Annotated in this window: 17 protein-coding genes and 1 other RNA gene; 8 read left to right on the top strand and 10 right to left on the bottom strand. The window is 40.6% G+C overall.

The annotated features are described in order from the left end of the window. Window positions 1-60 precede the first annotated feature (60 nt). The gene (locus AAEU29_RS00850) at window positions 61-2,919 is read right to left on the bottom strand and encodes a TonB-dependent receptor domain-containing protein (RefSeq protein ID WP_421971665.1); all 2,859 of its coding nucleotides are present in this window, start codon (window positions 2,917-2,919) and stop codon (window positions 61-63) included. Window positions 2,920-3,238: 319 nt separating this feature from the next. Then, the gene (locus AAEU29_RS00845) at window positions 3,239-5,581 is read right to left on the bottom strand and encodes a DNA polymerase II (RefSeq protein ID WP_421971664.1); all 2,343 of its coding nucleotides are present in this window, start codon (window positions 5,579-5,581) and stop codon (window positions 3,239-3,241) included. A 119-nt stretch (window positions 5,582-5,700) separates the two neighbouring features. Here AAEU29_RS00845 and dinG point away from each other — a divergent pair, with 119 nt between their 5' ends. The 6 genes from dinG to AAEU29_RS00815 are packed head-to-tail and all read left to right on the top strand — an operon-like array spanning window position 5,701 to window position 10,527. Continuing rightward, window positions 5,701-7,773: an ATP-dependent DNA helicase DinG gene (dinG, locus tag AAEU29_RS00840; protein ID WP_421971663.1), complete on the top strand. Its 2,073-nt coding sequence runs from the start codon at window positions 5,701-5,703 to the stop codon at window positions 7,771-7,773. Beyond that, window positions 7,773-8,549 (top strand): sulfite exporter TauE/SafE family protein, encoded by a 777-nt coding sequence (locus tag AAEU29_RS00835; protein WP_421971662.1) that lies wholly within the window; start codon window positions 7,773-7,775, stop codon window positions 8,547-8,549. The genes dinG and AAEU29_RS00835 overlap by 1 nt, the downstream gene beginning before the upstream one ends. Further along, window positions 8,542-9,138 (top strand): primosomal replication protein, encoded by a 597-nt coding sequence (locus tag AAEU29_RS00830; RefSeq protein WP_421971661.1) that lies wholly within the window; start codon window positions 8,542-8,544, stop codon window positions 9,136-9,138. Before AAEU29_RS00835 ends, AAEU29_RS00830 begins: the two co-directional genes overlap by 8 nt. Before the next feature lie 5 nt (window positions 9,139-9,143). After that, a complete protein-coding gene (locus tag AAEU29_RS00825; protein WP_421972286.1) occupies window positions 9,144-10,034 on the top strand; it encodes a histone deacetylase family protein in 891 nt (296 codons plus the stop codon). A 60-nt stretch (window positions 10,035-10,094) separates the two neighbouring features. Then, entirely contained in the window at window positions 10,095-10,367 is a 273-nt protein-coding gene (locus AAEU29_RS00820; RefSeq protein WP_421971660.1) for a late competence development ComFB family protein, read from the top strand. Further along, the gene (locus AAEU29_RS00815; protein WP_421971659.1) at window positions 10,360-10,527 is read left to right on the top strand and encodes a YbaM family protein; all 168 of its coding nucleotides are present in this window, start codon (window positions 10,360-10,362) and stop codon (window positions 10,525-10,527) included. The genes AAEU29_RS00820 and AAEU29_RS00815 overlap by 8 nt, the downstream gene beginning before the upstream one ends. Here AAEU29_RS00815 and AAEU29_RS00810 read toward each other — a convergent pair. The 3 genes from AAEU29_RS00810 to AAEU29_RS00800 form a co-directional block, all read right to left on the bottom strand. Then, window positions 10,524-11,354 (bottom strand): transporter substrate-binding domain-containing protein, encoded by an 831-nt coding sequence (locus tag AAEU29_RS00810; RefSeq protein WP_421971658.1) that lies wholly within the window; start codon window positions 11,352-11,354, stop codon window positions 10,524-10,526. The two genes, AAEU29_RS00815 and AAEU29_RS00810, sit on opposite strands and share 4 nt — an antisense overlap. A gap of 117 nt (window positions 11,355-11,471) precedes the next feature. Further along, an RNA gene (ffs, locus tag AAEU29_RS00805) (signal recognition particle sRNA small type) lies at window positions 11,472-11,568 on the bottom strand. A 121-nt stretch (window positions 11,569-11,689) separates the two neighbouring features. After that, on the bottom strand, window positions 11,690-12,535 hold the full coding sequence (locus tag AAEU29_RS00800; RefSeq protein WP_421971657.1) for a DUF3014 domain-containing protein: 846 nt from the start codon (window positions 12,533-12,535) through the stop codon (window positions 11,690-11,692). A 77-nt stretch (window positions 12,536-12,612) separates the two neighbouring features. On the opposite strand from AAEU29_RS00800, the gene AAEU29_RS00795 reads away from it, so the two are divergent. Next, window positions 12,613-13,770, top strand: a complete 1,158-nt coding sequence (locus tag AAEU29_RS00795) for a patatin-like phospholipase family protein (protein WP_421971656.1) — start codon at window positions 12,613-12,615, stop codon at window positions 13,768-13,770. Between the two features lie 20 nt (window positions 13,771-13,790). Here the strand turns inward: AAEU29_RS00795 and AAEU29_RS00790 are convergent, their stop codons facing one another. Next, window positions 13,791-15,779 carry a monovalent cation:proton antiporter family protein gene (locus AAEU29_RS00790; protein WP_421971655.1) on the bottom strand — a complete coding sequence of 663 codons (1,989 nt, stop codon included), beginning with the start codon at window positions 15,777-15,779 and terminating at the stop codon, window positions 13,791-13,793. A gap of 180 nt (window positions 15,780-15,959) precedes the next feature. Here AAEU29_RS00790 and AAEU29_RS00785 point away from each other — a divergent pair, with 180 nt between their 5' ends. Then, window positions 15,960-16,853: a GGDEF domain-containing protein gene (locus tag AAEU29_RS00785; RefSeq protein WP_421971654.1), complete on the top strand. Its 894-nt coding sequence runs from the start codon at window positions 15,960-15,962 to the stop codon at window positions 16,851-16,853. Window positions 16,854-16,863: 10 nt separating this feature from the next. Here the strand turns inward: AAEU29_RS00785 and AAEU29_RS00780 are convergent, their stop codons facing one another. From AAEU29_RS00780 to dnaE, 4 genes are read right to left on the bottom strand one after another with little or no spacing between them, the layout of a single operon-like run. Continuing rightward, window positions 16,864-17,199 (bottom strand): hypothetical protein, encoded by a 336-nt coding sequence (locus AAEU29_RS00780; RefSeq protein WP_421971653.1) that lies wholly within the window; start codon window positions 17,197-17,199, stop codon window positions 16,864-16,866. A 1-nt stretch (window position 17,200) separates the two neighbouring features. Further along, window positions 17,201-18,487 carry a tRNA lysidine(34) synthetase TilS gene (gene tilS, locus AAEU29_RS00775; protein WP_421971652.1) on the bottom strand — a complete coding sequence of 429 codons (1,287 nt, stop codon included), beginning with the start codon at window positions 18,485-18,487 and terminating at the stop codon, window positions 17,201-17,203. Between the two features lie 54 nt (window positions 18,488-18,541). Further along, the gene (gene accA / locus AAEU29_RS00770; protein ID WP_372767873.1) at window positions 18,542-19,498 is read right to left on the bottom strand and encodes an acetyl-CoA carboxylase carboxyl transferase subunit alpha; all 957 of its coding nucleotides are present in this window, start codon (window positions 19,496-19,498) and stop codon (window positions 18,542-18,544) included. 12 nt (window positions 19,499-19,510) lie between these two features. Next, on the bottom strand, window positions 19,511-23,002 hold the full coding sequence (gene dnaE / locus AAEU29_RS00765; protein WP_421971651.1) for a DNA polymerase III subunit alpha: 3,492 nt from the start codon (window positions 23,000-23,002) through the stop codon (window positions 19,511-19,513). Window positions 23,003-23,015 lie beyond the last annotated feature (13 nt).

Below are 23,015 nucleotides of genomic sequence, written 5' to 3'. Positions count from 1 at the left end.
TCTCTCATAAAAAAAGCCTGCATAAGCAGGCTTTTTAATAATTTAGCGATTAAGCATAAATTAGAATGTCATGTTAACACTTAGGTGCACGAAACGACCTAACGTATCGTAGAAACCAGAAATAGTGTTAGCATTTGTAGATAGTGAGTTACCTACCATTGGTGGCTCTTCATCAAGGATGTTGTTCACACCACCGATCACAGTTACGTGTTCGTTGATTGAGTAGCTACCTGATACATCAAAGAAGTTGTATGCATCTACACCGCCTTCTTCTACTAGTTTAGTATCTGCAGTACCGTCATAATCAACCGCACCGTAGAAACGCCACTTAGCTGTTACACGCCAATCGTTCATAGAGTAATCAGCTTGGAAAGTGTGACGCCACTTAGGAGTAGTGAAACAGTCTGTGCTGATAGTACCAGTACAATCGTAATCTAGGCTTGAATCAGCAAGAACTGGTTGAACTAATTTCTTGATGTTGTAGTAACCGTTTAGGTTGAAATCAAGAGAACCTTCACCTAACTCCATGCTGTAGTTAGCTGTAAGGTCAACACCACGCCAGTGACGGCCACCGATGTTGTCGCTAAGGTTAGTAATATAACCTGCTTGACCTAACCAAAGGCTACCAGACGGGCTACGAGTAATGTTATCACAGAAGAACGCATCACCAGTTGTAGCACAGTTGTTAAGAATACGCTCTGCACCTACAGATGCGATTACATTTTCCATTTGGATATCGAAGTAATCGATAGTGAAGTTGAAGTTTTCAAATGGGTTAGCAACTAATCCAAGTGTAATTGTATCAGCTTCTTCAGGGTTAAGTTCTGTGTTACCACCAGAAACTTGGTTGTATTGACCAGCTGGAGATTTAGAAACAGCACCTGTACCGTATTGTGCAGCAGTCATACCTGTACGTTGACATTGCTCAAGTGAGTAAGAAGGATCTGTACCCGCACAAGGGTCATCACCAGTCCAAAGACCAATGTTTTGAGCTGAGAATAGTTCACCTACGTTAGGAGCACGAATTGCTTTTGCAAAACTTGCACGGAACTTGTAAGCGTCAGCTAATGTGTAGTCTGCACCTACAGTGAACGTAGTATCAGAACCTGAAGTTGAGTAATCAGACCAACGGAAAGCCGCGTTCATGTTTAACTCATCAAGTACTGGAACTTGGAATTCTGAGAAGAATTCAGTTACTTCAATATCACCTTCAAGGCTAGCTGAAGGACCACCTTGACCAAGTAATTGGCCTTCTGCATATACCGTATCAGAAATACGCTCGTATGATTGCTCACGACGCTCGAAACCAAATACCGCAGCTACAGGAGCTGGAGCTGAAGGAATATGTAATTGCTCGATTTCACCTGAAACGTAGCCGTTTAAGATTTGTTGAGTAACTAAACCTGTTTGAATACCAACACCAGCTAGTTGATCAGCCTGTTCACGTGTTACACCATTTAATTCAAATACGTTGTAGTATAAACAGCCATCTGCTTCAACACACTCTGTGCCTACAGCGCCAACACGAGGACCAATCTTCGGAGCTAGTAAATCGTTGATGTATACTGAGCTAGAAGATGTTGCTGAGTAGTTATAGCTAACATCGTATGACCAAGTGTCGTTGATTTCACCTTCAACACCAGTAATGATACGGTAAGAAGAGTGTTCTAGGTTATCTGCACGAGCACCACCTTCAACATTACGCTTACCAATGTAACCAACGAACTGATCTGCATCAGTTTGACCAAACCACGTTTGTAACTGCTGCTTTTGAACGTCTGAAATAAGTGGGTTGTTGTAATCAAATACAAATTCTTCATTGTAGAAAGTACCTGATTCAGCAATCTGACCCGCAGTACGGTTGTGCATGTAAGATGCTTCAAGGTACGGACGGAAGTGTTCATTGATTTCGTAGTTTACGAAAGTACCGAATGAGAAACGCTCATTTGGACGCATGAAGTGGTTAACTGGCGCATAGTTATAACGGTAACCATCATCTTCGATGAAACCATTACCATTTGGATTTAGGTAACCAAAGAAGTTTTGGCTGTAGTCTACTTCACCATCAACAATTGGGTACATGTCGAAGTGTGGGTTAGGCGTAGTTGCAGAACCACCACAAGCTGATTGAGTACGGTTTAGTGCACAAGAAGAGTAATCACGTGTACCTTGAAGAAGTTCATCGTTACGACGCCATACAGCGTAAGCAACTGCGTTACCTTTATCACCGTCGAATGCACCACCGATAGCTAAATCGATGCTGTAAGAACGACCATCAATACCTGTGCTACCGCTTGGGTATTCAAAGCCTTTATCATCCATTAAACCTTGGATGTATTTGTTATCGTTGTTGTGCTGGTAACCAGAAGCACCGAAGTTCATTTGAAGACCTTCGAAGTCATCATTCATGATGAAGTTAACAACACCAGCAACTGCGTCAGCACCATATACCGCAGCAGCACCACCAGTTAGTACTTCAACGCGCTTGATTAGAGAAGCTGGGATTTGGTTAACGTCAGGAGATTGTGACGTGATTGAACCTGCTTGAAGACGACGGCCATTTACAAGAACAAGAGTACGGTTTGAACCTAGACCACGTAAGTCAAGAGTCGCTGTACCTGTTGCGCCGTTAGCTAAGAAAGAAGTTTCAGCTGCTTCGATCTGAGGTAATTGGTTTAAGATATCTTCAACGCGAGAATAACCTGAAAGTTTAATCTCTTCAGCTGACATAACTGTTACAGGGCTTGCGCCTTCCATATCAGTACGCTTGATACGAGAACCAGTTACTTCGATACGTTCTACTTGCTCTGCAGCTTGTTGTTCTTCAGCAGCGTTAGCGTTTGCTGCAAATACAGCAGTGCTAGCACCACCAAAAGCGATCGCTAAGCGAACTGCTTTTGCTAGTTTATTATTTAACATTTAGATTTCTCCCTGGACCACATTTGTGGATTTACTTTTATTTACAATCTAACAATTTGTTGATTGATTTTTTATCGAGTCGAAACTCATTTATCCGAGGGCAATAATAATCATAAGGGTAAACATCGGTCAACATCTGTTTATAAAGTTTTAACATTTGAGACCCAAATGTTTCAGGGGGATCACATTTATACACACATGGAAACATCTGACACACTTTCTATAACAAAGTATAACTTATTGAAAATAAATAATTTCGAATTCTAAGGAACGTAAAATTAAAGATGTAATCAATTAATTACATTTTTTTTGAACTTTTTTAGAATAGGCTTTGCTGCTCATTAACTAATTGCTCAAAACTTAGCTGCAATTCTTTTTCAATCGCTTCTACAATCGGCTTTAATTGTTTATCTAAATAGTGTTGATAATCGATACGGTTTACTTGATTTACATCCTGCTCAGTCAGGAGCAAGGGACCATCAAGTGTGACAATATAATTTACCCAATCACCACGTTTAATGAAAAAATCAGGATGTACTAACTGGTAGTCAAGAACTGCTCTTACATGAGGTGGGATATTGCGACGATACATTTCAAGGTCTTGCCCTAAGCGTTTTCGATACACTAATTTATCGTCAAATTTTCCCGCTTTTAATGATGCCACCTGTGATGTAATGTATTCTTCTACAGCTTGGTTAGTGAAGAGTTTCAAATAAAGTTCTGTTTGGAATTCTTTTGCAAGTACAGTCCAATCCCCTCTTGCGGCTTCAAGGCCCTTAAAGATAAGCTCACCGGACTGGTTGATACCCGCATAGCGTTTTTTGGACCCAGTAGTTTCACCGCGTAATGTTGGCATAAAGAAAGGCTTATAATGCGTTTCAAACTCAAGTTCCAGTGCACTTTCTAATCCTTTTTCTTTTAATTCCTCCCGCCAGTATGCATTAATTACTTGCGCTAATTCATTGCCTATCTCATCACATTGCTGTTTTGACATTTCGTCGTCAATAGCAACAAATGTCGAATCAGTATCCCCGTAAATCACCGTAAACCCGTGTGCTTCTATGAGTTGCTTTGTCGTTTTCATAATTTGGTGACCGCGCATGGTAATTGAGCTTGATAAACGTGGGTCAAAGAAACGACAACCTGACGAACCTAACACACCATAAAAACTGTTCATGATAATTTTGATTGCATATGACATGGTTTCGTCTTGGTTCTTTTTAGCAATTTCCCTTGCTTGCCATAACTGTAAAATTAATGCTGGAATAAAGTGGTGTTCACGAGAAAACTTTGCCCCATTAAATCCGTCAATAGCGTCTTGTTGCTTAAGGCCTTCAATTAATCCGAGAGGATCTATTTTAAAAGTGCGAATTATTGAGGGGTAAAGACTCTTGTAATCAAGCACTAATACGTTTTGATAAAGCCCTGGGATAGAATCCATAACATAACCACCGGGGCTTTCGAAATGCACTGGTGATTCACCTAAATTTGGGGCGATGTAACCTGCGCGATGAAGGTGTGGTAAATAAAGGTTAGTAAAAGCCGCTACCGAACCGCCTAAACGATGTAGATCAAGACCCGTTAACTTTGCACGGGCAATGGCAAACTCTATAAGCGATTTGTTTTCAAATATATCCCACACTAATTTGCAATCTTGTAGGTTATATTCTGCCAATGCTTCTTTTTCGTGTTTGAATTGGCGCTCAATTTCAGCAAGAGTATCGCCCCCTTGAATGAGCTTTTCTTCACCTAGTAACTCATAACTGACTTGCCCTAAACGGAAACTGGAAAAGTGATAACTTGCGTTTTTAAGCATGTCTATGCCATCAAGCACAACTCGGCCGGGTAAGGACAGTTTATTTACTTTGGATTGATTAATCCGTAATTGGCTGGAAAAGCGACCTATTGGTAATCTAAGTCCTAATTCTTCTGCACGTTTAAATAATACCGAGAAGTCAAAATCAATGACATTCCAGCCAATAAAAATATCTGGGTCAAGCGCATCAATGATTTCGACAAATCGTTTAAGTAAGGCGGTTTCATCATCAACCCACTCTAACCAAGGCAATTGCTGCCCTTGCCCAATCATCACTACTTTTTTAAACGACGTATTATAAAAGCCAATGGAATACAAAACACCTAAACCACTACACTCAATATCAATAGATAAACATGTTAGTTCAGACGAATGTAAACTTGCTTCATCACTTTTAGCCAACTTTGCTTGATAAAGGCAATGTACGCCATTTTTAAATTGATAACGCCCCTTTGCCCACGCTTGCCCTTGAATAAAGCGCTCCATCAGGTAGCGGTCACAATGACGAATATCTTGCTCGTAAAGCATCAAGCCTGCTTCATTTGCACATACCTTAGCAGCAAAAAAATCTTTTATACTTGAGAAATAAAAACCTTCAATTTTACTTTGATTAAAATGTTTAAGTGTTAATGGCTTTTGCTGAAAAAAAATCCCCTCTCGTGAAAGCGTTGATGCAAACCAATTGGCATCTTCAGCTAAACAAAATACCACAATCTGTTCATTTTCAATTTCAACGCGTACTGGCCCTTCTTTAGCTCTAAGCCAAAAAACAAGAACCAGTTTACCGTCGCGATCAAATTGCTGTTTTGTTAGCAATAAACCTGAAAAAGTGCGCTCTAATGCCATTAACACATCTAACTAATAAATAATCGCGACAGTCTAACAAAAGAAAATTTGCCTGTATTGCATTGTTATTCATTGCCAGCAGCTTTAAAATCAACAAAACGCCTTTTCTCGGACCCTACATGCTGGCTGATTCCTTAAAAAAAACGATCCGTACTATTCACACCAATATCGCAGCCAAGCTTCCCGATTATCGTTCACGTCCAAGCCAAAACTATTTAGTGGCTGAAATCGCAAAAACACTTGCAGGCAATTACCACCGCACTGAGCGTATTGCCGTTATTGAAGCCGGAACAGGTACTGGTAAATCATTAGCCTATTGTTTGGCAGCGATACCCTATGCCAAACAACATAAAAAGAGTTTAATTATTTCTACGGCGACAGTGGCACTTCAAGAACAGTTAATAAATAAAGAGCTGCCCTTTTTTGCAAAGAACTCTGGCATTGAAGTAAGTTATGAATTGGCTAAAGGGCGTCAACGTTATGTATGTGCCGAACGCTTATACAACGCATTAATAGATGATCCAGCGCAGCTTAACTTTTTAGCTACGACCGATTCGCCTCTTAGCGATAAAGAAATTGACACGATTAAGCAACTACAAGCGGCTTATAAAAAAGGCTCTTGGCAAGGTGATAGAGATACTTGGCCAAGTGTGATTTCAGATAACGTTTGGCGTTTAATTCAAAGCGATAAGCATTCGTGTCAAAGGCAACTATCAAGCCATGCGCATTGCCCGTTTCATAGCGCGCGAGACCGTTTGGCCAAAGCAAATGTGATTATTGTAAACCACTCATTATTACTTGCTGATTTAGAGCTTGGTGGCGGCGTTATTTTGCCAGAGCCAGCAGACAGTATTTATGTGATTGATGAAGCACACCATTTACCCCAGGTAGCACGAGATTTTTCATCGGCTTCAAGTACCTTAGTGGCAACGCTTGAATGGCTTGAAAAGCTGGCAAAATTTAACCAAAAAATGGCCAATGCAATTAGTTCAAGTCGCGCAACAGGGCTTAACTTTAAACTCGCTGACGCTATAAATGACAGTGCAAAAGATCTCAAAAACGTAAAAAACTTTTTCGCCGATAACTACTTCGAATTTAATGAAGACAATGTACATCGCTTTGAGCAAGGCCAATTACCCAAAGGCATTAGTAACTGGGTAAAAGATTTAAAGCAATCATCAAACAATATGCTTAAATTTTTAACCAAAATGCATGATGCCCTAACCCTTGATTTATCTGATGGGGATGTAAGTAAAAAGGTGGCTGAGCCGATACTTGCCGAAAGCGGCACGTATTTAACCCGCTTAGATAGTTTTGCCAAACTGTGGGGTAATTTATCAATCGAACAATCAACTCCCCCCCATGCACGTTGGCTTAAGCAGCTTGAATATAAAAATCACGTAGATTATCTGCTTGCCGACTGCCCTATTCAAGTTGGCTATTACCTTCACGATAAGCTCTGGCAAGAATGTGCTGGTGCGGTGCTTTGTTCAGCTACTCTTTCAGCGCTGGGCTCGTTTGATCATTTTGCCTTTGAAGCAGGGCTTAAACCAATCGAAGGCGTAAAATATATAAAAGCGCAATCACCTTTTGATTACAAAGAAAATGCCGTTTTAACCATTCCGAATATAGCTAAAGAACCTAATCACAAAGAGTTTAGTGACGAGCTAATTAAAGTACTGCCAAACTACATCAAAAAAGATAAAGCGAATTTAGTGCTTTTTGCCTCTTATTGGCAAATGAATCAAGTAGCTGAAGGACTTAGAAAAAAAGGCTTCAGCCTATTGTTGCAAGGAGAGGCATCTCGTGACGCATTGCTTACCTTGCATCGCGATAAAGTCAAAAACGGTAAAGGTTCTATTTTGTTTGGCACACAAAGTTTTTCCGAAGGCTTGGATTTACCCGGAGATTTGTTAACTAATTTGATTATTACCAAAATTCCGTTTGCCGTTCCGACTTCACCCATTGAACAAGCGCAAAGTGAATATATCGAAACGAAAGGTGGTAATCCATTTTTGTCTATCACTGTACCTGAAGCGGCAAAGAAATTAGTGCAAAGCTGTGGTAGACTGCTGCGAAAAGAATCAGATACTGGTGAAATTACCATTTTAGATAGACGTTTAGTCACTAAACGCTATGGTAAAGCCATGCTGGATTCGCTACCTCCGTTCAAACGAAAAATCGAGTACTAATGATTGAAATAGCTTTAGAGCCAACAACTTGGCTTGTGCTTTGTTCCGCTGCTTTAGCAGCAGGCTTTATTGATGCCATCGCTGGCGGCGGCGGTATGTTAACTGTGCCTGCGTTGTTAACAGCGGGTCTACCTCCCCATTTAGCACTCGGCACCAACAAACTGGCAGCAAGTTTTGGTTCGGTTACTGCGAGTTTAACGTATTACAAAAAGAAACTGTTTAGCCCTCGCTTTTGGTTAGTATCTGCCTGTGCAACGGCACTTGGTGCGGTGTTAGGCACGTTAATGGTTGATTTTTTAACGCAAGAATTCCTCAATTTACTAATACCTGTTGTGATTATTTGTGTTGCCGTCTACAGCTTATTCAATAAAAGCCAATTTGCTGAAAATATGCAATTACCTGAGCAAACCCCACAATTAAAAGTAAAGCAAACCTGGCAGGGATTAATTTTAGGCTTTTACGATGGTGTGGCAGGCCCAGGCGCAGGTACTTTTTGGACTGCATCAAATAGTTTTCTCTACAAAATGGGCATTTTGCTTAATTGTGGTGTTGCGCGTTCAATGAACTTCATTAGTAATGTGGTATCACTAGCAACATTTATTGCATTAGGTCATGTGCATTTTATGTTAGGCCTTACCATGGGAGCCTTTATTATGCTAGGCGCATGGATAGGGGCACATTCGGCAATAAAGTTTGGCAGCAAGTTAATTAAGCCAGTATTTAATACTGTGGTGATAATTCTTGCCATTAAATTGATAATTGATGTGTATGCTTAAAACAAATTCGCAAATCAATGCTCTGTTACAGCAAATCGAACGCCTGAAAATAAGCTGTCAGCAATTCGATGAACAAAAGCTATTTAAAAGTGAGCGTTTTATAAGGAATCAGCATGGGCTGTTTGAGCATCATTTATTTCGCACTAAAAGCATCAAACTGACTGACTACTTAACCGAAGTCGTCGAAAATATTGAATCCCTCCCCCCTGCTGAACGACGCCATGCCCAGCGCTTTGCCCTTGAGACGATTGCACAGCAAATTGAAGCGATCATTACCGCACTCAAAGCGACAAGCGTATGGCAAAAAGAGCAACAATTTAAGCCTGTTGCACGCTATAAAAAAGTGGTAAAAAAAATCGTTCAATCTTCTCAAGAACTCTATCGTGAATTATCTCAAAATCACGAATTTGAAAGACGCCTGCTCGAAATGATTGAATTAAGGCAAAACGAAAAGCTTAATTGCAATGATGCTCGTGCAACTGAACTCAATAATGAAATTTTAGTGCTTCATGGCAGGTTAGGCCGTTGTCGCAAAGCGATAACTGCAGTAGAAGAAAAAATCCAACTCGCAGAAAAATCAAATCGATAATGCCAATTCCCATTTTCTATCACTCAAGTTATTCCGCATTAGATTTACCCGAAAACCATCGTTTTCCTATACAAAAATACGCACTTATTTATGACTTTATAACCACGGAATTAGCAGAAGAATTCGCTTTTATTACACCTTCTAAAGCCACTTTGGAGCAGATTGCCAGTGTGCATGACGCTGACTATGTTTCACAGTTTGTGAACGGAACGCTCGATAGTAAAGCAATACGCAAAATTGGCTTTCCATGGTCGCCAGCCTTGGTTGAGAGAACTTTTTACTCGATTGGAGCGTCCATTCAAGGTGCTGAAACTGCCCTAGCGACAAAACTTGCTTGTCAAATAAGCGGCGGCTACCACCATAGTTATCCGAACTTTGGTAGTGGCTTTTGTATTTTTAATGACTTAGTCATTGCGGCAAGGCATTTAATTGATACATCACAGTGCGAAAAAGTTGTAATACTTGATTTAGATGTGCATCAAGGGGATGGCTCAGCAGTATGTGCTGAAAAGTTTGATGATATCGTGACAATATCAATGCATTGCCAACAAAACTTCCCAGCAAAAAAACAGCATTCAGATTACGATTTTGCCCTAGAGAAACAAACCACTTCACCTGATTATTTAAACGCTTTACAGCAGTGCTTTTTAACAATTTTAATTGAACAACCCGATATCGTACTTTATAACGCGGGAGCAGATATTTTTACTTTGGATGAGCTAGGCTATTTTGATATTTGTCTCGCAGGTGTTAAACAACGCGACAGTGAGGTTATTAATTTCTGTCAACAGCATGAGCTCCCACTATTCACAGTCTCAGGTGGAGGGTATCAGCGAGATATTATGAATTTGGTCAAAGTACACAAGCAACTTTATTTAAGCATGACAAATGGATAGACGATTGCTGAGATATAAGCAATACTAAATACAGTCACATTGGTAATCTTAAGGAATAGCATGAAATTACATGACGACATTCATAATTATTACGAAAAACTTTTAATTGATGAAATTGAAAGACAAAAAATTGAAGATGATTATGATAATGACACCCTCGCAGATTTCTGTTGTACAGCGTTAAATCAATTACCTGCACGCTATATTCGTTTTGAAGTAGATATGGCATTTTACTCATCACAAAGTGAGCGCTTAGAAATGGAGCAGCGAGTTCGTGATGCCATTGCATTTGCTAAAGCGGCGGTAGCTAAACGCGGCACCACCGATGAGTGATAAAAACACACTTGAAAATGCGCCTAATCACGTAAAACTGGCTGTGGATTTGATCATGTTGCTTGAGCAGCATGATCTTGATGCCAAAACGGTGTTACAGGCGCTTGATATCGTGACAAAAGATTTTGAAAATAAAGTAAAAGAAAGTGAATCTCTTTAATCTTTAGAAAATTCTTTCATTAAATAGCGTGTTACTTGTGAATGTATGTCTTTTGGGTAGTATTCAAGGTGGGTTTTTAACAACACCCCCGCTTCATTAAGCCTATCTATTTGTTGGTTAACGCGCTCTATTAATTTCTTTGTTTTTTCGCTATCTATACACATCAAACGCCCTAGAATATAGGGTTCTATCCCAGCTATCTCAAAATTCAACGTTGGCTTATTTAAACTGCTATTACTGAGTTCAAGAGGATAAAGTAACGCGTAGTCTCCGCGTTTCTCCGAAAACATATCTAACACACCGCTTATATGCGATGCACCACGACGGATTATTTTATTATTTTCAGGCAGTTCACTAATGAACTTATCAAGATTGTCGCCATAAGATATCTGATCTGAAATGATTAAGCGCCTTTCGGGGAAAGTTGCAAAAAGTGCCTTTAAGTTAACAGGTTCACTTGTGGGGTTATAGGGTAAGTCTGCATGTTGATATAAACGTCGACTTAAAAATAAGTTTACTGGCTTACTAAAAATAAATTGCTTTGTTCTTTGCGCTGTTTGGATTTTGTTTATCACACAAATTGATTCGCCTTTTTGCATAAACTTTAAAGAACGCTTAAGTGGCACAAACTCAAAGTGCAGGTCGTTATTAGTTGGATCAAGTGCTAAAAGATTTGTCGCTGAAGACAGGCTTTGCATTTGCCTATGAACAAAATTATTTAAATCATCAGCACTATCAGTATGAATATAAATTTTTGCAACTAATGGGGTTAACCAAAACGACAGTACGCACAAAAGTAAACGTAAAAATAATAAAGAATTGCTCAAAGTAAACCTGCAGCTATAAACAACTTAAGTGAAGTTACATCACGTATTACAACACACAAATGTTTTTTAAACTTAGCAGAGTTTGGGGTGTTAAGCTATGAAAAGAATGGGTGGCAATCTTACCAGCCACATCCCGGCACATAAGTCACACGCTGTGGCTGCTCCCTTCCGGGCCTGACCAAGTTCACATGCTATTATTGCGGGAGGACCAATAAGATCACCATAGTGGTTCAGATAAGCATTGTTGCTTAACTGCGCGCATGAATTATCACTATTTTGCCTTTGAAGTTCAAGCAAAAGTTTACTAACACCAACTAACTGCGCAACAATTAACCTTATAGCTGATTTAACAAGCGGTTAAGTTTTACTTTAACCTTTTTCATATTGTCTGGTCCTAAGCGTAACAACTGCTTTTGTGCTTCAGAAAGTGCTTCATACTCAGGTACTGCATATTTATAACTAACCGATTGGCTTGTTAAAGGCGTATCTAAAGGTACCTCAGGTGTTTGGAGTAAATGTGTAATCGCTAACGCTAATCGCTGCTCAAAATCATAATCAGATAAGCCAATTTCATCATATACTTCTTGAATTAAAGGTTTATATTCGTTTATTAAACCCATTACTTGTGTATCAGAAAGCTCTGTAAAGAGTGCTACATATGCATCATAGCGTTTAAAACTTTCTGGATTAACAGTGATAATGGCACCATCGTTTACTGAGAATTTTTGCTTTGGCGCAACAAACACTTGATGTTTTTTAGCAAGTTTACCATCGGCTAAATTTTCGGTGTACACCACCGCACGGCGAATTAAGTCATCATTAACAATCAGCTTTAGCATATTTACAGACACTACATCAGCAAGCGATTGTTTAACAACTGCATCACTGTCATCTAACGCGGGTAATTGACGAACAGGAGTAGTTTCAACCGGCGGCTCAATTTCAGGCTCTTTAATCACAACTTCAGTTGGCTGCTGTGGCTCAATTTCAGGTTCTTCAACAGTTTTTTCTATGGTTGGAGTTTCTTCTACCACAGGTGAAGGCAAATCAATAACTTGGCGCTCACCAGTTGGAATAGGTTTTTCACCTTTAAGCAATTGCCATGCAGCAACGCTAATTACTACAACCACCAGCACGAGGCCAATTAAATACGGTAATTTACTTTGAGATTGTGTTGTCATATTTTTCACTGCTTAAATATTTATTTTAGATCTAAAGTGCTCTAAATTAAGAATAAAGGGAGAATACAAAGTATCTGATGAATAGTAGCGGTAATAGTTCAAAACATAAAACAAAAATTGCGTTGCTTCTAACCGGAGGCGGTGCGCGGGCTGCATATCAAGTAGGCGTTTTAAAAGCCATTGCACAAAATTTACCGCGTAATCAAATAACGCCGTTTGCAATAATTAATGGCACCTCAGCAGGCGCAATAAATGCCACAGCGCTAGGTTGTTATGCTTCGTGTTATCAATTAGCAATTAAAAAGCTCGAATATGTGTGGAAGAACTTTCGCACAGAGCAAGTTTACCACACTAATTTTTCATCTGTGTTTGGCCATATTTTTGCCAATATGCTGCGCAGTTTTCAATCCGATTATGAAAACCATCCACCAGCAAGTTTATTTAATAACCAACCACTTAGAAACTTACTACGCTCTGTACTCGATTTAAAGCGGATTGATAATAATATCCGTAACGATTATTTAGAAGCCCTGTCAATTACTGCTTCAAGTTATTCAAGTGGCGATTCCGTTGCATTTTTTCAGGCAAAACACTCAGAATCATGGCAACGAGCAAAACGGCGCGGTGAAAAAACCACCATAAACATTGAGCACTTAATGGCATCGAGTGCGATCCCAATGGTGTTCCCAAGTACTAAAATCCGCCAAGGTTATTTTGGTGATGGTTCAGTACACCAACACGCTCCACTTAGCCCGGCTATTCATTTAGGGGCTGAAAAGATATTTGTAATTGGGGTTGAGCAACCATTTGACAACAAATACTTTGGTTTTCAACCTCATTACCCTGGTATTTCAACAATTGCTGGCCATTTACTTGATACAATTTTTTCCGACACATTACGTGCTGATATCGAGCGCCTAGAACGTATCAACCGTACCCTATCGCTCATTCCAGCGCGTGATAAACATAAAGAGCTTAAACGTATTGCACACTTCGTTATCAACCCGTCGCAAAACTTTAACGCTATTGCTACCGAATATTACGATTTAATGCCAACCCCAATAAAAATGCTACTGCGTGGCATCGGTGTTAAAAAGCATTCAGAATCATCTTTGGTTAGTTATCTACTTTTCGAAAAAGAATATACCCAACATTTAATTGAAATTGGGTATCAGGATGGTCTTGCTCAACTTGATGAAATTATGGCGTTCCTCGAATTCACCAATATGCAATAGAGCAAAAGGGGTTGATCGTGCTAGCGCCCTTCGAGTAAGTAGCGCTCAGCACGTTCAACTCTTCTAGGTTTACCACGCACAATTAATATATCTTGCGCTAATAGCACAGTATCTAAGCCTGGTGAACTTATCTCTTTGCCATCGCGGCGCAGACCGGTAACATCCACTCTTCGTTTGGTTAAATTCAGCTCATTAAGCGATTTCCCCTTGGCAAACGCATCTTCGGTGATTGCGATTGCATGAAGAAATTCGAGGTGCTCTGATGAATCCGGCGATAAGGGGGTGCTGTCCCCTGGGAAATAGCCATGAAGCAAGCCATAGCGGTTGCGCCGCTCTGCTTGTACTCGCCTTAAAATACGCCTTACTGGAACGCCTGTTAAAAAGAGTACATGAGACACTAGCATTAAACTGGCTTCTAATTTTTCAGGTACGACTTCGGTAACACCTTGTGCCTTTAGCTCAGCTAAATGCCTGTCATCCCGCATGCGAATGAGTATTTTAACGTCAGGCGCCAGCTGTTTTATTGAATTTACAATGCTGAGTGCACTGTCTTTATCTGAAATAGTGATAATTACCAAACGGCTATTCGCTATATTAGCGCCTTTTAACACCTCTTTTTGCTTGGCTTGACCAAAGTAAATATTTTCCCCTGCCGCTTGTGCTTCTTTCACCCGAATTGTATCGCTGTCAATCGCAACAAATGGAATGGCTTCGGTTTTCAAAAATCGAGCGATAATCTGCCCTACACGACCATAACCACAAATCACTACATGTTGGCTTAAACCTTCAAAACGACTATCGCTGCTATCAATACTTGGTTGTTTGTTATTGAGGTGATTTGGTGCAACAAAATTAAGAATTTTTAATGCAAGCATGCCGCCGTTATCAACAAGATAAGGGGTAATTGCCATACTCAAAACACCTATCGATAACAACAATGAGGCATTCGCTGAATTTACCAAGGAGAATTTAAGCGCCAATGAAATAAGCACAAAGCTAAATTCCCCCATTTGGCATAGCATAAGCGCTGTAGCGAGTGCATTTTCATGACTTTCACCCACTACTTTGGTAACAAAATAAGTAATGACAACTTTGAGTGTCAATAAACCGACTAAGCCGAGTGCAATCCACTGCGCATTGGTCAGCACAAATGCCATATCAAGCTGCATACCAATAGTGATAAAAAACAGACCCATTAAAATATCGCGAAATGGGCGAATATCAGCCTCTAGTTGATGACGATATTCACTTTCTCCAAGCATCATACCCGCTAAAAATGCACCCAGTGCCATTGATAAACCAAATGCAGATGTTAACGCGGCGGCTATTAGCGCAACTAAAATAGTGGTTAAAACAAATAATTCATCGCTGCGAGTTTGCGCAATTTCACTGAAAACTTTGGGTAAAACCCATTTACCTACCGCCATTAATAACGCAATAACCACAGCTCCTTTCGCAAGTGCAGTTAAAATTGTTAACCATAACGATTGCTCAGTACCACCTGCTAAAAGGGGCAACGCAATAAGAAGCGGCACAACGGCAATATCTTGAAATAGCAGCACACCAATAGCAAGCTGCCCTTGCCTCGAGCGCAACAGTGGTGAGCCACTAACTTGCTTTACTACAATGGCTGTGGATGACAGTGCCACTAAACTGCCTATGCTAAAAGAGGCAACCAATGAAATGCCTGCAACCCACAGTAATATCATCGCAACTAATGTAGTGAGCACCACTTGCATTACCCCAACACCAAACACAATATGGCGCATTGCAAGTAATCTAGGAATTGAAAATTCAAGACCTAGACTAAACAATAAAAAAACCACACCAAGCTCTGCAATAAAATGGATTTGTTCGCTTTGTTCAAGCCAAGAAAAGCCATCTTTGCCAGCTAATATACCAACAGCTAGATACGCCAAAATAGGCGGTAAATTCAGCCTTTTAAACAACCAAATTAAAACCACTGCGGCAATTAAAATATAAAAATAAACACCAAACGAATGCTGCAAATACCACCTCGGTATAAAGTTTAAGAAACGCGACAAAAAAATGTCATCGCATTGGCGAATGCAATTGAGCGTTAAATTAACTATAGCAAGTGGTTGTTTTTCTGCCAGTTAGTAATAATGGCTTAGTTTTTGCTTTATCACTGTGTACTTTATATTTTGCGGTAGTATGAGGGTATTAAAGTGGAAAACGTACATGTATTAACGCGCCAGCCAGACAATAGCGGCGATTATTTGCCGTATGGGCAACTTTATTCCGACCAGAATGAGGTTAGTCAAACCCATGCGTTGGTTACACAATTACAGAAAACGCTCGAATTAACCAAGTTAATTAATATGTTTTCGGTTGAAGCATCACGCCTTGTGCAATTTGCAGGCCTGCAGTTTCATAGCACCGAAGGCGTTATTGAAATGACTGGTAGTAAACCTGAAGGCAAAAATTACGCGTTTGATTTAGTTGCTGACGGCGAACGTCTTGGTCAATTAATCTATTTTTCGCAAAATCTAACACACTACGCAAAACAAAAATTAGCGAAATTACATACTGTGCTTGTTTACCCTCTGCGCAATGCACTGTTGTTTTCTCGCGTCAAAAAATTAGCAACCAAAGATGCTTTAACCGGTTTAAACAACCGCAGCATGTTTGACGATAGCCTTTACCGTAAACTTGAGCGCAGCCGTCGTCACCATAGAAGTTTTGGATTAATGCTATTGGATTTAGATAACTTTAAACAAGTTAACGACAGCCATGGTCACCAAATTGGCGATCAAGTATTAATTGATTTCGCAAATATTTTGACTGACTGTGTTCGTGGTACAGACACTGTATTTCGTTTCGGTGGTGATGAATTTGCTATTCTAATCGACGATGATAATTTCGACGTGAGCCATATTTTGGCTAACCGCATTAAAAAGCGTGTACATAACCACCAACTACTTAAGACCCATGGGGTAACAACCAGTATTGGTTTTTCGTTAAGTAACGCAAAAGATATTCCTTGTAGTATTTTTGAGCGAGCGGATAAAGCACTTTATGCAGCCAAAAAAGACGGGCGGGATTGCTGTAAAACCCTCTAAAAAAGGAAGCTTAGCTTCCTTTTTTTAATCGATAAACCGTTAAGATAAAACAAAGCCCAACAAAGAAAGCACCGAGTACATTGGCTATTTCAAAAAAGCTGGTTATCGGCGTAACAATAATACACACCAAAGGGCACATGACTGCCAATACAAAGAACTTACCGCCTTTACCGAGCCAATATGCTAAAAGTAACAATGCGGTGACAGCACCAAAAACGGCGCCATAAGTCACGACGGTTAAATTAAGCGACAGCACAAGACTAATTGCCAAAACAACTGCAAACACGATTAATCCAATATGTGCCTGCCCAATTAAAGAAAACCCGACTGCTTGACTAGTTTTCATTTTACTCCTCTTCAATCCAAAGCACGCCATTTTGTGCATATGCGTGCTTATCAACACCAAGACCAATTACTTGCACAAGTTTATCATTATAAAAAACCCCAGCAACATAAGGGCGCTGCCAAGGCGGTACCTTTTCTTCTTTAAGCCAGGTATTGACAGACTTAGTGCAGTTACGCTTTTTCAAAGTAAACTGTTCGCTGCCAATATTAAATCGTAAGCTGACACTCTCACTTTCATGCGGTAAACGAATACCATGGTGTGATTGTACGCGTTTAAATATGCGCCCTGCCGTATCAATTTCATCTAAAATGATATTGAACACATCTTTTGCGGCAAATGCTTCAGGTAAAACTACATAAAGCGCAGATTGATAGCGACAAACCATAAAATCGCCGCAATGTATTTGCACTTGTGCATCCGCTTTTGCATTTAACCCCTGCTCCACAATTTGGTTTAATACTTTTTGTGAAGGCAACCTGAGATGCTTATTTTTAAGCCAATAACGAATGAGATTTTCAATGCGAGTGCGCGAAAATGAGTGCAGATTTTCAAGGAAGATTTTGTTTCCTTGCACACACAATTTGGCATCTTCAGCAATATATTCATCCAGTAATTGCTGCTGTGATTGCAGTAATTGTGTGACACGTTGTACGGTACGATTAAACCCTTGAAAACGTGCATTCAATAAAGGTAATACCTGATTGCGTAAAAAGTTTCGGTCAAAGCGATCATCGGTATTGGATTCATCGGTAATATGCGTCAACGCGTGCTCAGTTGCATATTGCTCAATTTCGTTTCGCGTAAAGTCTAATAACGGTCTTACAATAAATAACCCAACATCATTAGTACTTTCGCGTGTCATTGCACCAAGCCCAAGCAAACCCGCGCCGCGTTTTAATCTGATAAAAAACGTTTCTACTTGGTCGTCGATATGTTGCCCAACCAATAAACACGAACCTGTCAGCATACTGTATTTAATGGCTTGGTATCTTGCATCTCGGGCTATGGCTTCAAGGCTTTGCCGTGGGCTAAGATTAAGTGACACTTCTGATGCTTCAAATGGGATTTGCCAACTTTGGCAAAGTGCTTGACAGAACTTTTGCCAATCTGGGGCATTATCACTTAAGCCATGGTTAACGTGCACCGCTTTAAGCTCTATAGTGCCTAATTCATCACGAAAACGTTTGGCAAGATGTAGTAATACCACCGAGTCAACTCCGCCCGAAAGCGCAACTGTAAATTTGGTAAACTTGTTTGCAAGTAGGTAGTGTTTAAACGTTTGATACATATCTTTCATAAACAAAAAAAGCCGCAAAATGCGGCTTTTTCCTTAATCTTGAGGTTAACAGTAACCAAAAGACATTAAACGCTCATAGCGCTGCTCTAACATTTCATCTAATGATAAAGCTTTCAGTTCGCTTAAGTCACGCTTAATTTGTGCTTTAAGCGACTTGGCCATCGCATCGTAGTTACGATGTGCACCACCTAGCGGTTCATCAACAATTGAGTTGATTAAGTCTAAGCTCTTAACGCGATCAGCACTTACCCCCATCGCTTCTGCAGCTAATGGCGCTTTTTCTGCACTCTTCCAAAGAATAGAAGCACAACCCTCAGGTGAAATTACTGAATAAGTGCTGTACTGAAGCATATTTACGCGGTCACCCACACCAATCGCCAGTGCACCACCCGAACCACCTTCACCAATTACCGTACAGATCACAGGTACTTTCAGACCTGCCATCACTTTTAGGTTTTTAGCGATTGCTTCACTTTGACCGCGCTCTTCTGCGCCAACACCTGGATATGCTCCAGGAGTATCAATGAAAGTAATGATTGGCATATTAAAACGCTCTGCCATTTCCATTAAGCGCAATGCTTTACGGTAACCCTCTGGCTTTGGCATACCAAAGTTACGTTTGATTTTTTCAGCTGTATCACGGCCTTTTTGCTGACCGATGACCATTACTGGTTCGCCATCAAAACGTGCAATACCACCTACGATTGCAGGGTCGTTAGCAAATGCACGATCGCCTGCCAACTCATCAAATTCTGTAAAAATACGTTCGATATAATCTTTGGTATACGGACGTAAAGGGTGACGTGCAAGCTGAGACACTTGCCACGGGCCTAGATTTGAGAAAATTTTATTTGTCAGTTCCACGCTTTTTTCTTTAAGACGTGATACTTCTTCTTCTAGACTCAGATCCAGTTCACCACCGCGACCTACATTTTTAAGTTCTTCAATTTTTGCTTCCAACTCTGCGATTGGAAGTTCAAAATCAAGATAATTGAGACTCATGCTCTAAACTACCTAATTAAATTCTAGTTCAATATTCTGTGCTACTAAGCGTGAGAGATTAGCAAGTAACTCGTCACTGGGTGTAACACACCACTGTGTTCCTAATGAAAGCTCAGTTGTTGCATCTGGGCGTTCATATTGAATTCTTATCGGGCAAGTACCAAATTTGTACGGGGTGATGGCATGCTCTAAACGAGACAAGAAGTTATCATTCACTTCTTGCATTTTCACCGTCATTTTTATGTTTTTAACCCGTTTTTCGCGAACAGATTCGATACTCGCAACTTCGCGAGCGGTCATTGTAATACCACCCGAGAAGTTATCAAAGCTGACCACACCAGATATCACCAAGATATTGTTCATTTGCAGCAGATCTTGGTAAGTTTCGAACTGTTCAGGAAATAACCGAATATCAATTCGAGCACTTTTATCATCTAATGTGAGTAAGCCCCAACGCTTGCCTTTTTTATTAATTAAGGTACGCGCATTAATCACAAGGCCTGCCGCTGTTGACGTTACATCACGGTCTGTTGGTTGTAAATCAACAAGTCGCCCTGAAACGTAGTTTTTGAGTTCACTACGGTACTGATTTATTGGATGGCCTGTTAAATAAAGGCCAAGTGTTTCACGCTCACCTTCTAGCCATTCGTTATCAGTAAACTTTGGCGCTTGTACAAACGCGGCTGCAACTTCTTCAGGCTCTGTTGCCAATAAGCCAAATAAGTCACTTTGACCAAGCGCTTCAGCTTTGTTGTGTTGATCCGCTGATTTAAGCGCATCAGGTAAACTGGCAATGAGAACAGAACGCGCACTTTGCGTTTGCTCTGGCCCTAATTTATCCATTGCACCGGCCATAATGAGCTTTTCAATGACACGTTTATTTAAACGTTTAATATCAACACGCGCACAAAAATCGAATAAATCTTTAAATGGACCACCCGCTTGTCGCGCTTCTAAAATCGCTTCTACCGGGCCTTCACCAACGCCTTTAATTGCACCGATACCGTAGACAATTTCACCTTGCTGATTAACTGTGAATTTATACAAACCCGAATTTACATCAGGTGGAAGCAATGTGAGTTTCATATTCTCACATTCATCAACTAAGGTCACAATCTTATCGGTGTTATCCATATCAGCCGACATTACTGCCGCCATAAACTCTGCTGGATAATGGGTTTTCATCCACAGGGTTTGGTAGGATACTAGCGCATATGCTGCCGAGTGAGATTTGTTAAAGCCGTAACCTGCGAATTTTTCAACCAAGTCAAAGATCTTCATCGCAAGTTCGCCATCTACACCATTTTGCTTGGCGCCATCTTCAAACGTTGAACGCTGCTTGGCCATTTCTTCTGGCTTTTTCTTACCCATTGCACGACGAAGTAAGTCTGCGCCACCAAGGCTATAGCCTGCCAGTACCTGAGCAATCTGCATTACCTGTTCTTGGTAAAGAATAATACCGTAGGTTGGTTCCAAAATTGGCTGTAGGCTTTCGTGCTGATACTGCGCATCTGGATAGGACACTTCTTCACGTCCGTGCTTACGGTCGATAAAGTTATCTACCATGCCCGATTGAAGAGGACCTGGACGGAAAAGTGCAACCAGTGCGATCATATCCTCAAAGCAGTCAGGCTTTAAGCGACGGATAAGATCTTTCATACCGCGCGATTCAAGCTGGAATACTGCGGTTGTTTCGGCGCGCAGTAATAATTCAAAACTCGGTGGATCATCAAGCGGAATAGCGGCGATATCGATATGTTCTTTTTGCTCACGCGTTAAGCGCTCATTGGCCATATCGATAGCCCATTGTAAAATGGTTAAGGTACGTAACCCTAAGAAGTCAAACTTAACAAGGCCTGCTGTTTCTACATCGTTTTTATCAAATTGCGTAACCGGGAATTTACCCTCGTCATCACAATAAAGTGCAGCAAAATCGGTAATGGTTGTTGGTGAGATAACAACACCACCGGCGTGTTTACCAGCATTACGTGTACAGCCTTCTAAAATTCGGCACATATCGATAAGTTCTTTCACTTCATCGTCTGTGTCGTAGGCCTCTGGCAAACGCGGTTCAACATCAAACGCTTTTGCCAAGGTCATACCCGGATCGCCCGGTACTAATTTTGAAATACGGTCAACAAAACCATAGGGGTGACCAAGTACACGGCCCACATCACGTATTACCGCTTTAGCCGCCATCGTACCAAAGGTAATGATCTGTGATACCGCATCACGTCCATAGAGCTTAGCAACGTGGTCAATTACTTCATCGCGTCGATCCATACAGAAATCGACGTCGAAATCGGGCATGGATACACGTTCTGGGTTCAAGAAACGTTCGAAAAGTAAGTCAAATTGTAAGGGATCCAAATCTGTGATTTTAAGTGCATAAGCTACTAATGAACCGGCACCCGAGCCTCGCCCTGGACCCACTGGAATAATGTTATCTTTACTCCACTGGATGAATTCCATTACGATCAAGAAGTAACCTGGGAAACCCATCTGGTTAATTACATCCAGTTCGATTTTTAGGCGCTCATCATACTCACCGCGCTTTTCTTTTCGCTCTTGTTCATCAGGGAATAAAAATTGTAAACGTTCTTCAAGACCATCTACCGATACTTTAACTAAGAAATCTTCAATCGACAGCGAACCGGTTGGGTAATCCGGTAAGAAGTAGGTGCCTAATTGAATGGTTACGTTACAGCGTTTGGCAATCTCAACTGAGTTTTCAAGTGCTTCTGGAATATCCGAAAACAACTCACACATTTGCTCTTCAGTTTTTAGATATTGCTGCTCTGAAAAACGTTTAGGACGACGTTTGTCATCTAAGGTGTAACCATCATGGATTGCTACGCGAATTTCATGGGCTTCAAAGTCTTCTTTATTAAGAAAAACCACTTCATTGGTGGCAACAACCGGCAAACCTGAGTATTGAGCATAGCCAACAGCACTGTGGAGGTAGTCTTCTTCTTGTTCGCGTTCGGTACGAATTAGCTCAATATAAAAATGATCTTTAAAATGTTCTAAATAAAAATTACCAATGGATTTGGTAAGGTCGTTATTGCCTTTTAATAAGGCTTTACCTAAATCACCATCTTTCGCACCTGAGAGTAAAATTAACCCTTCTTTATGTTCAATCAGCCAATCTCTATCAACCATCGGGCGCTGCATTACATGACCGCGCTTAAACGCTTTAGAAATTAACAGGGTTAAGTTTTTATAGCCTTGATTATCTTTGGCAAGTACTACTAGACGACATGGTTCATCAGGAAAGTCTGGGCTGCTTAGCCAAATATCGGCACCGACAATGGGTTTAATGCCAGCACCATGGGCTGCGCCATAAAAGCGCACAAGACCACACAAGTTCATTTGATCGGTTATCGCAAATGCAGGCATTTTTTGCTCTGCTATTTTACTGACAATTGGCTTAGTTTTGGCTAAGCCATCAACCATCGAGAAGTCACTGTGTACACGCAGGTGTATAAATCGAGGATCTTGCATTGTTTGCCTATTT

The sequence above is a fragment of the Pseudoalteromonas aquimarina genome, assembly GCF_049257255.1.
Lineage (GTDB): Bacteria > Pseudomonadota > Gammaproteobacteria > Enterobacterales > Alteromonadaceae > Pseudoalteromonas.
Note: the sequence above shows the minus strand (reverse complement) of the source record. Positions and strands in the feature narration are given on the sequence as shown.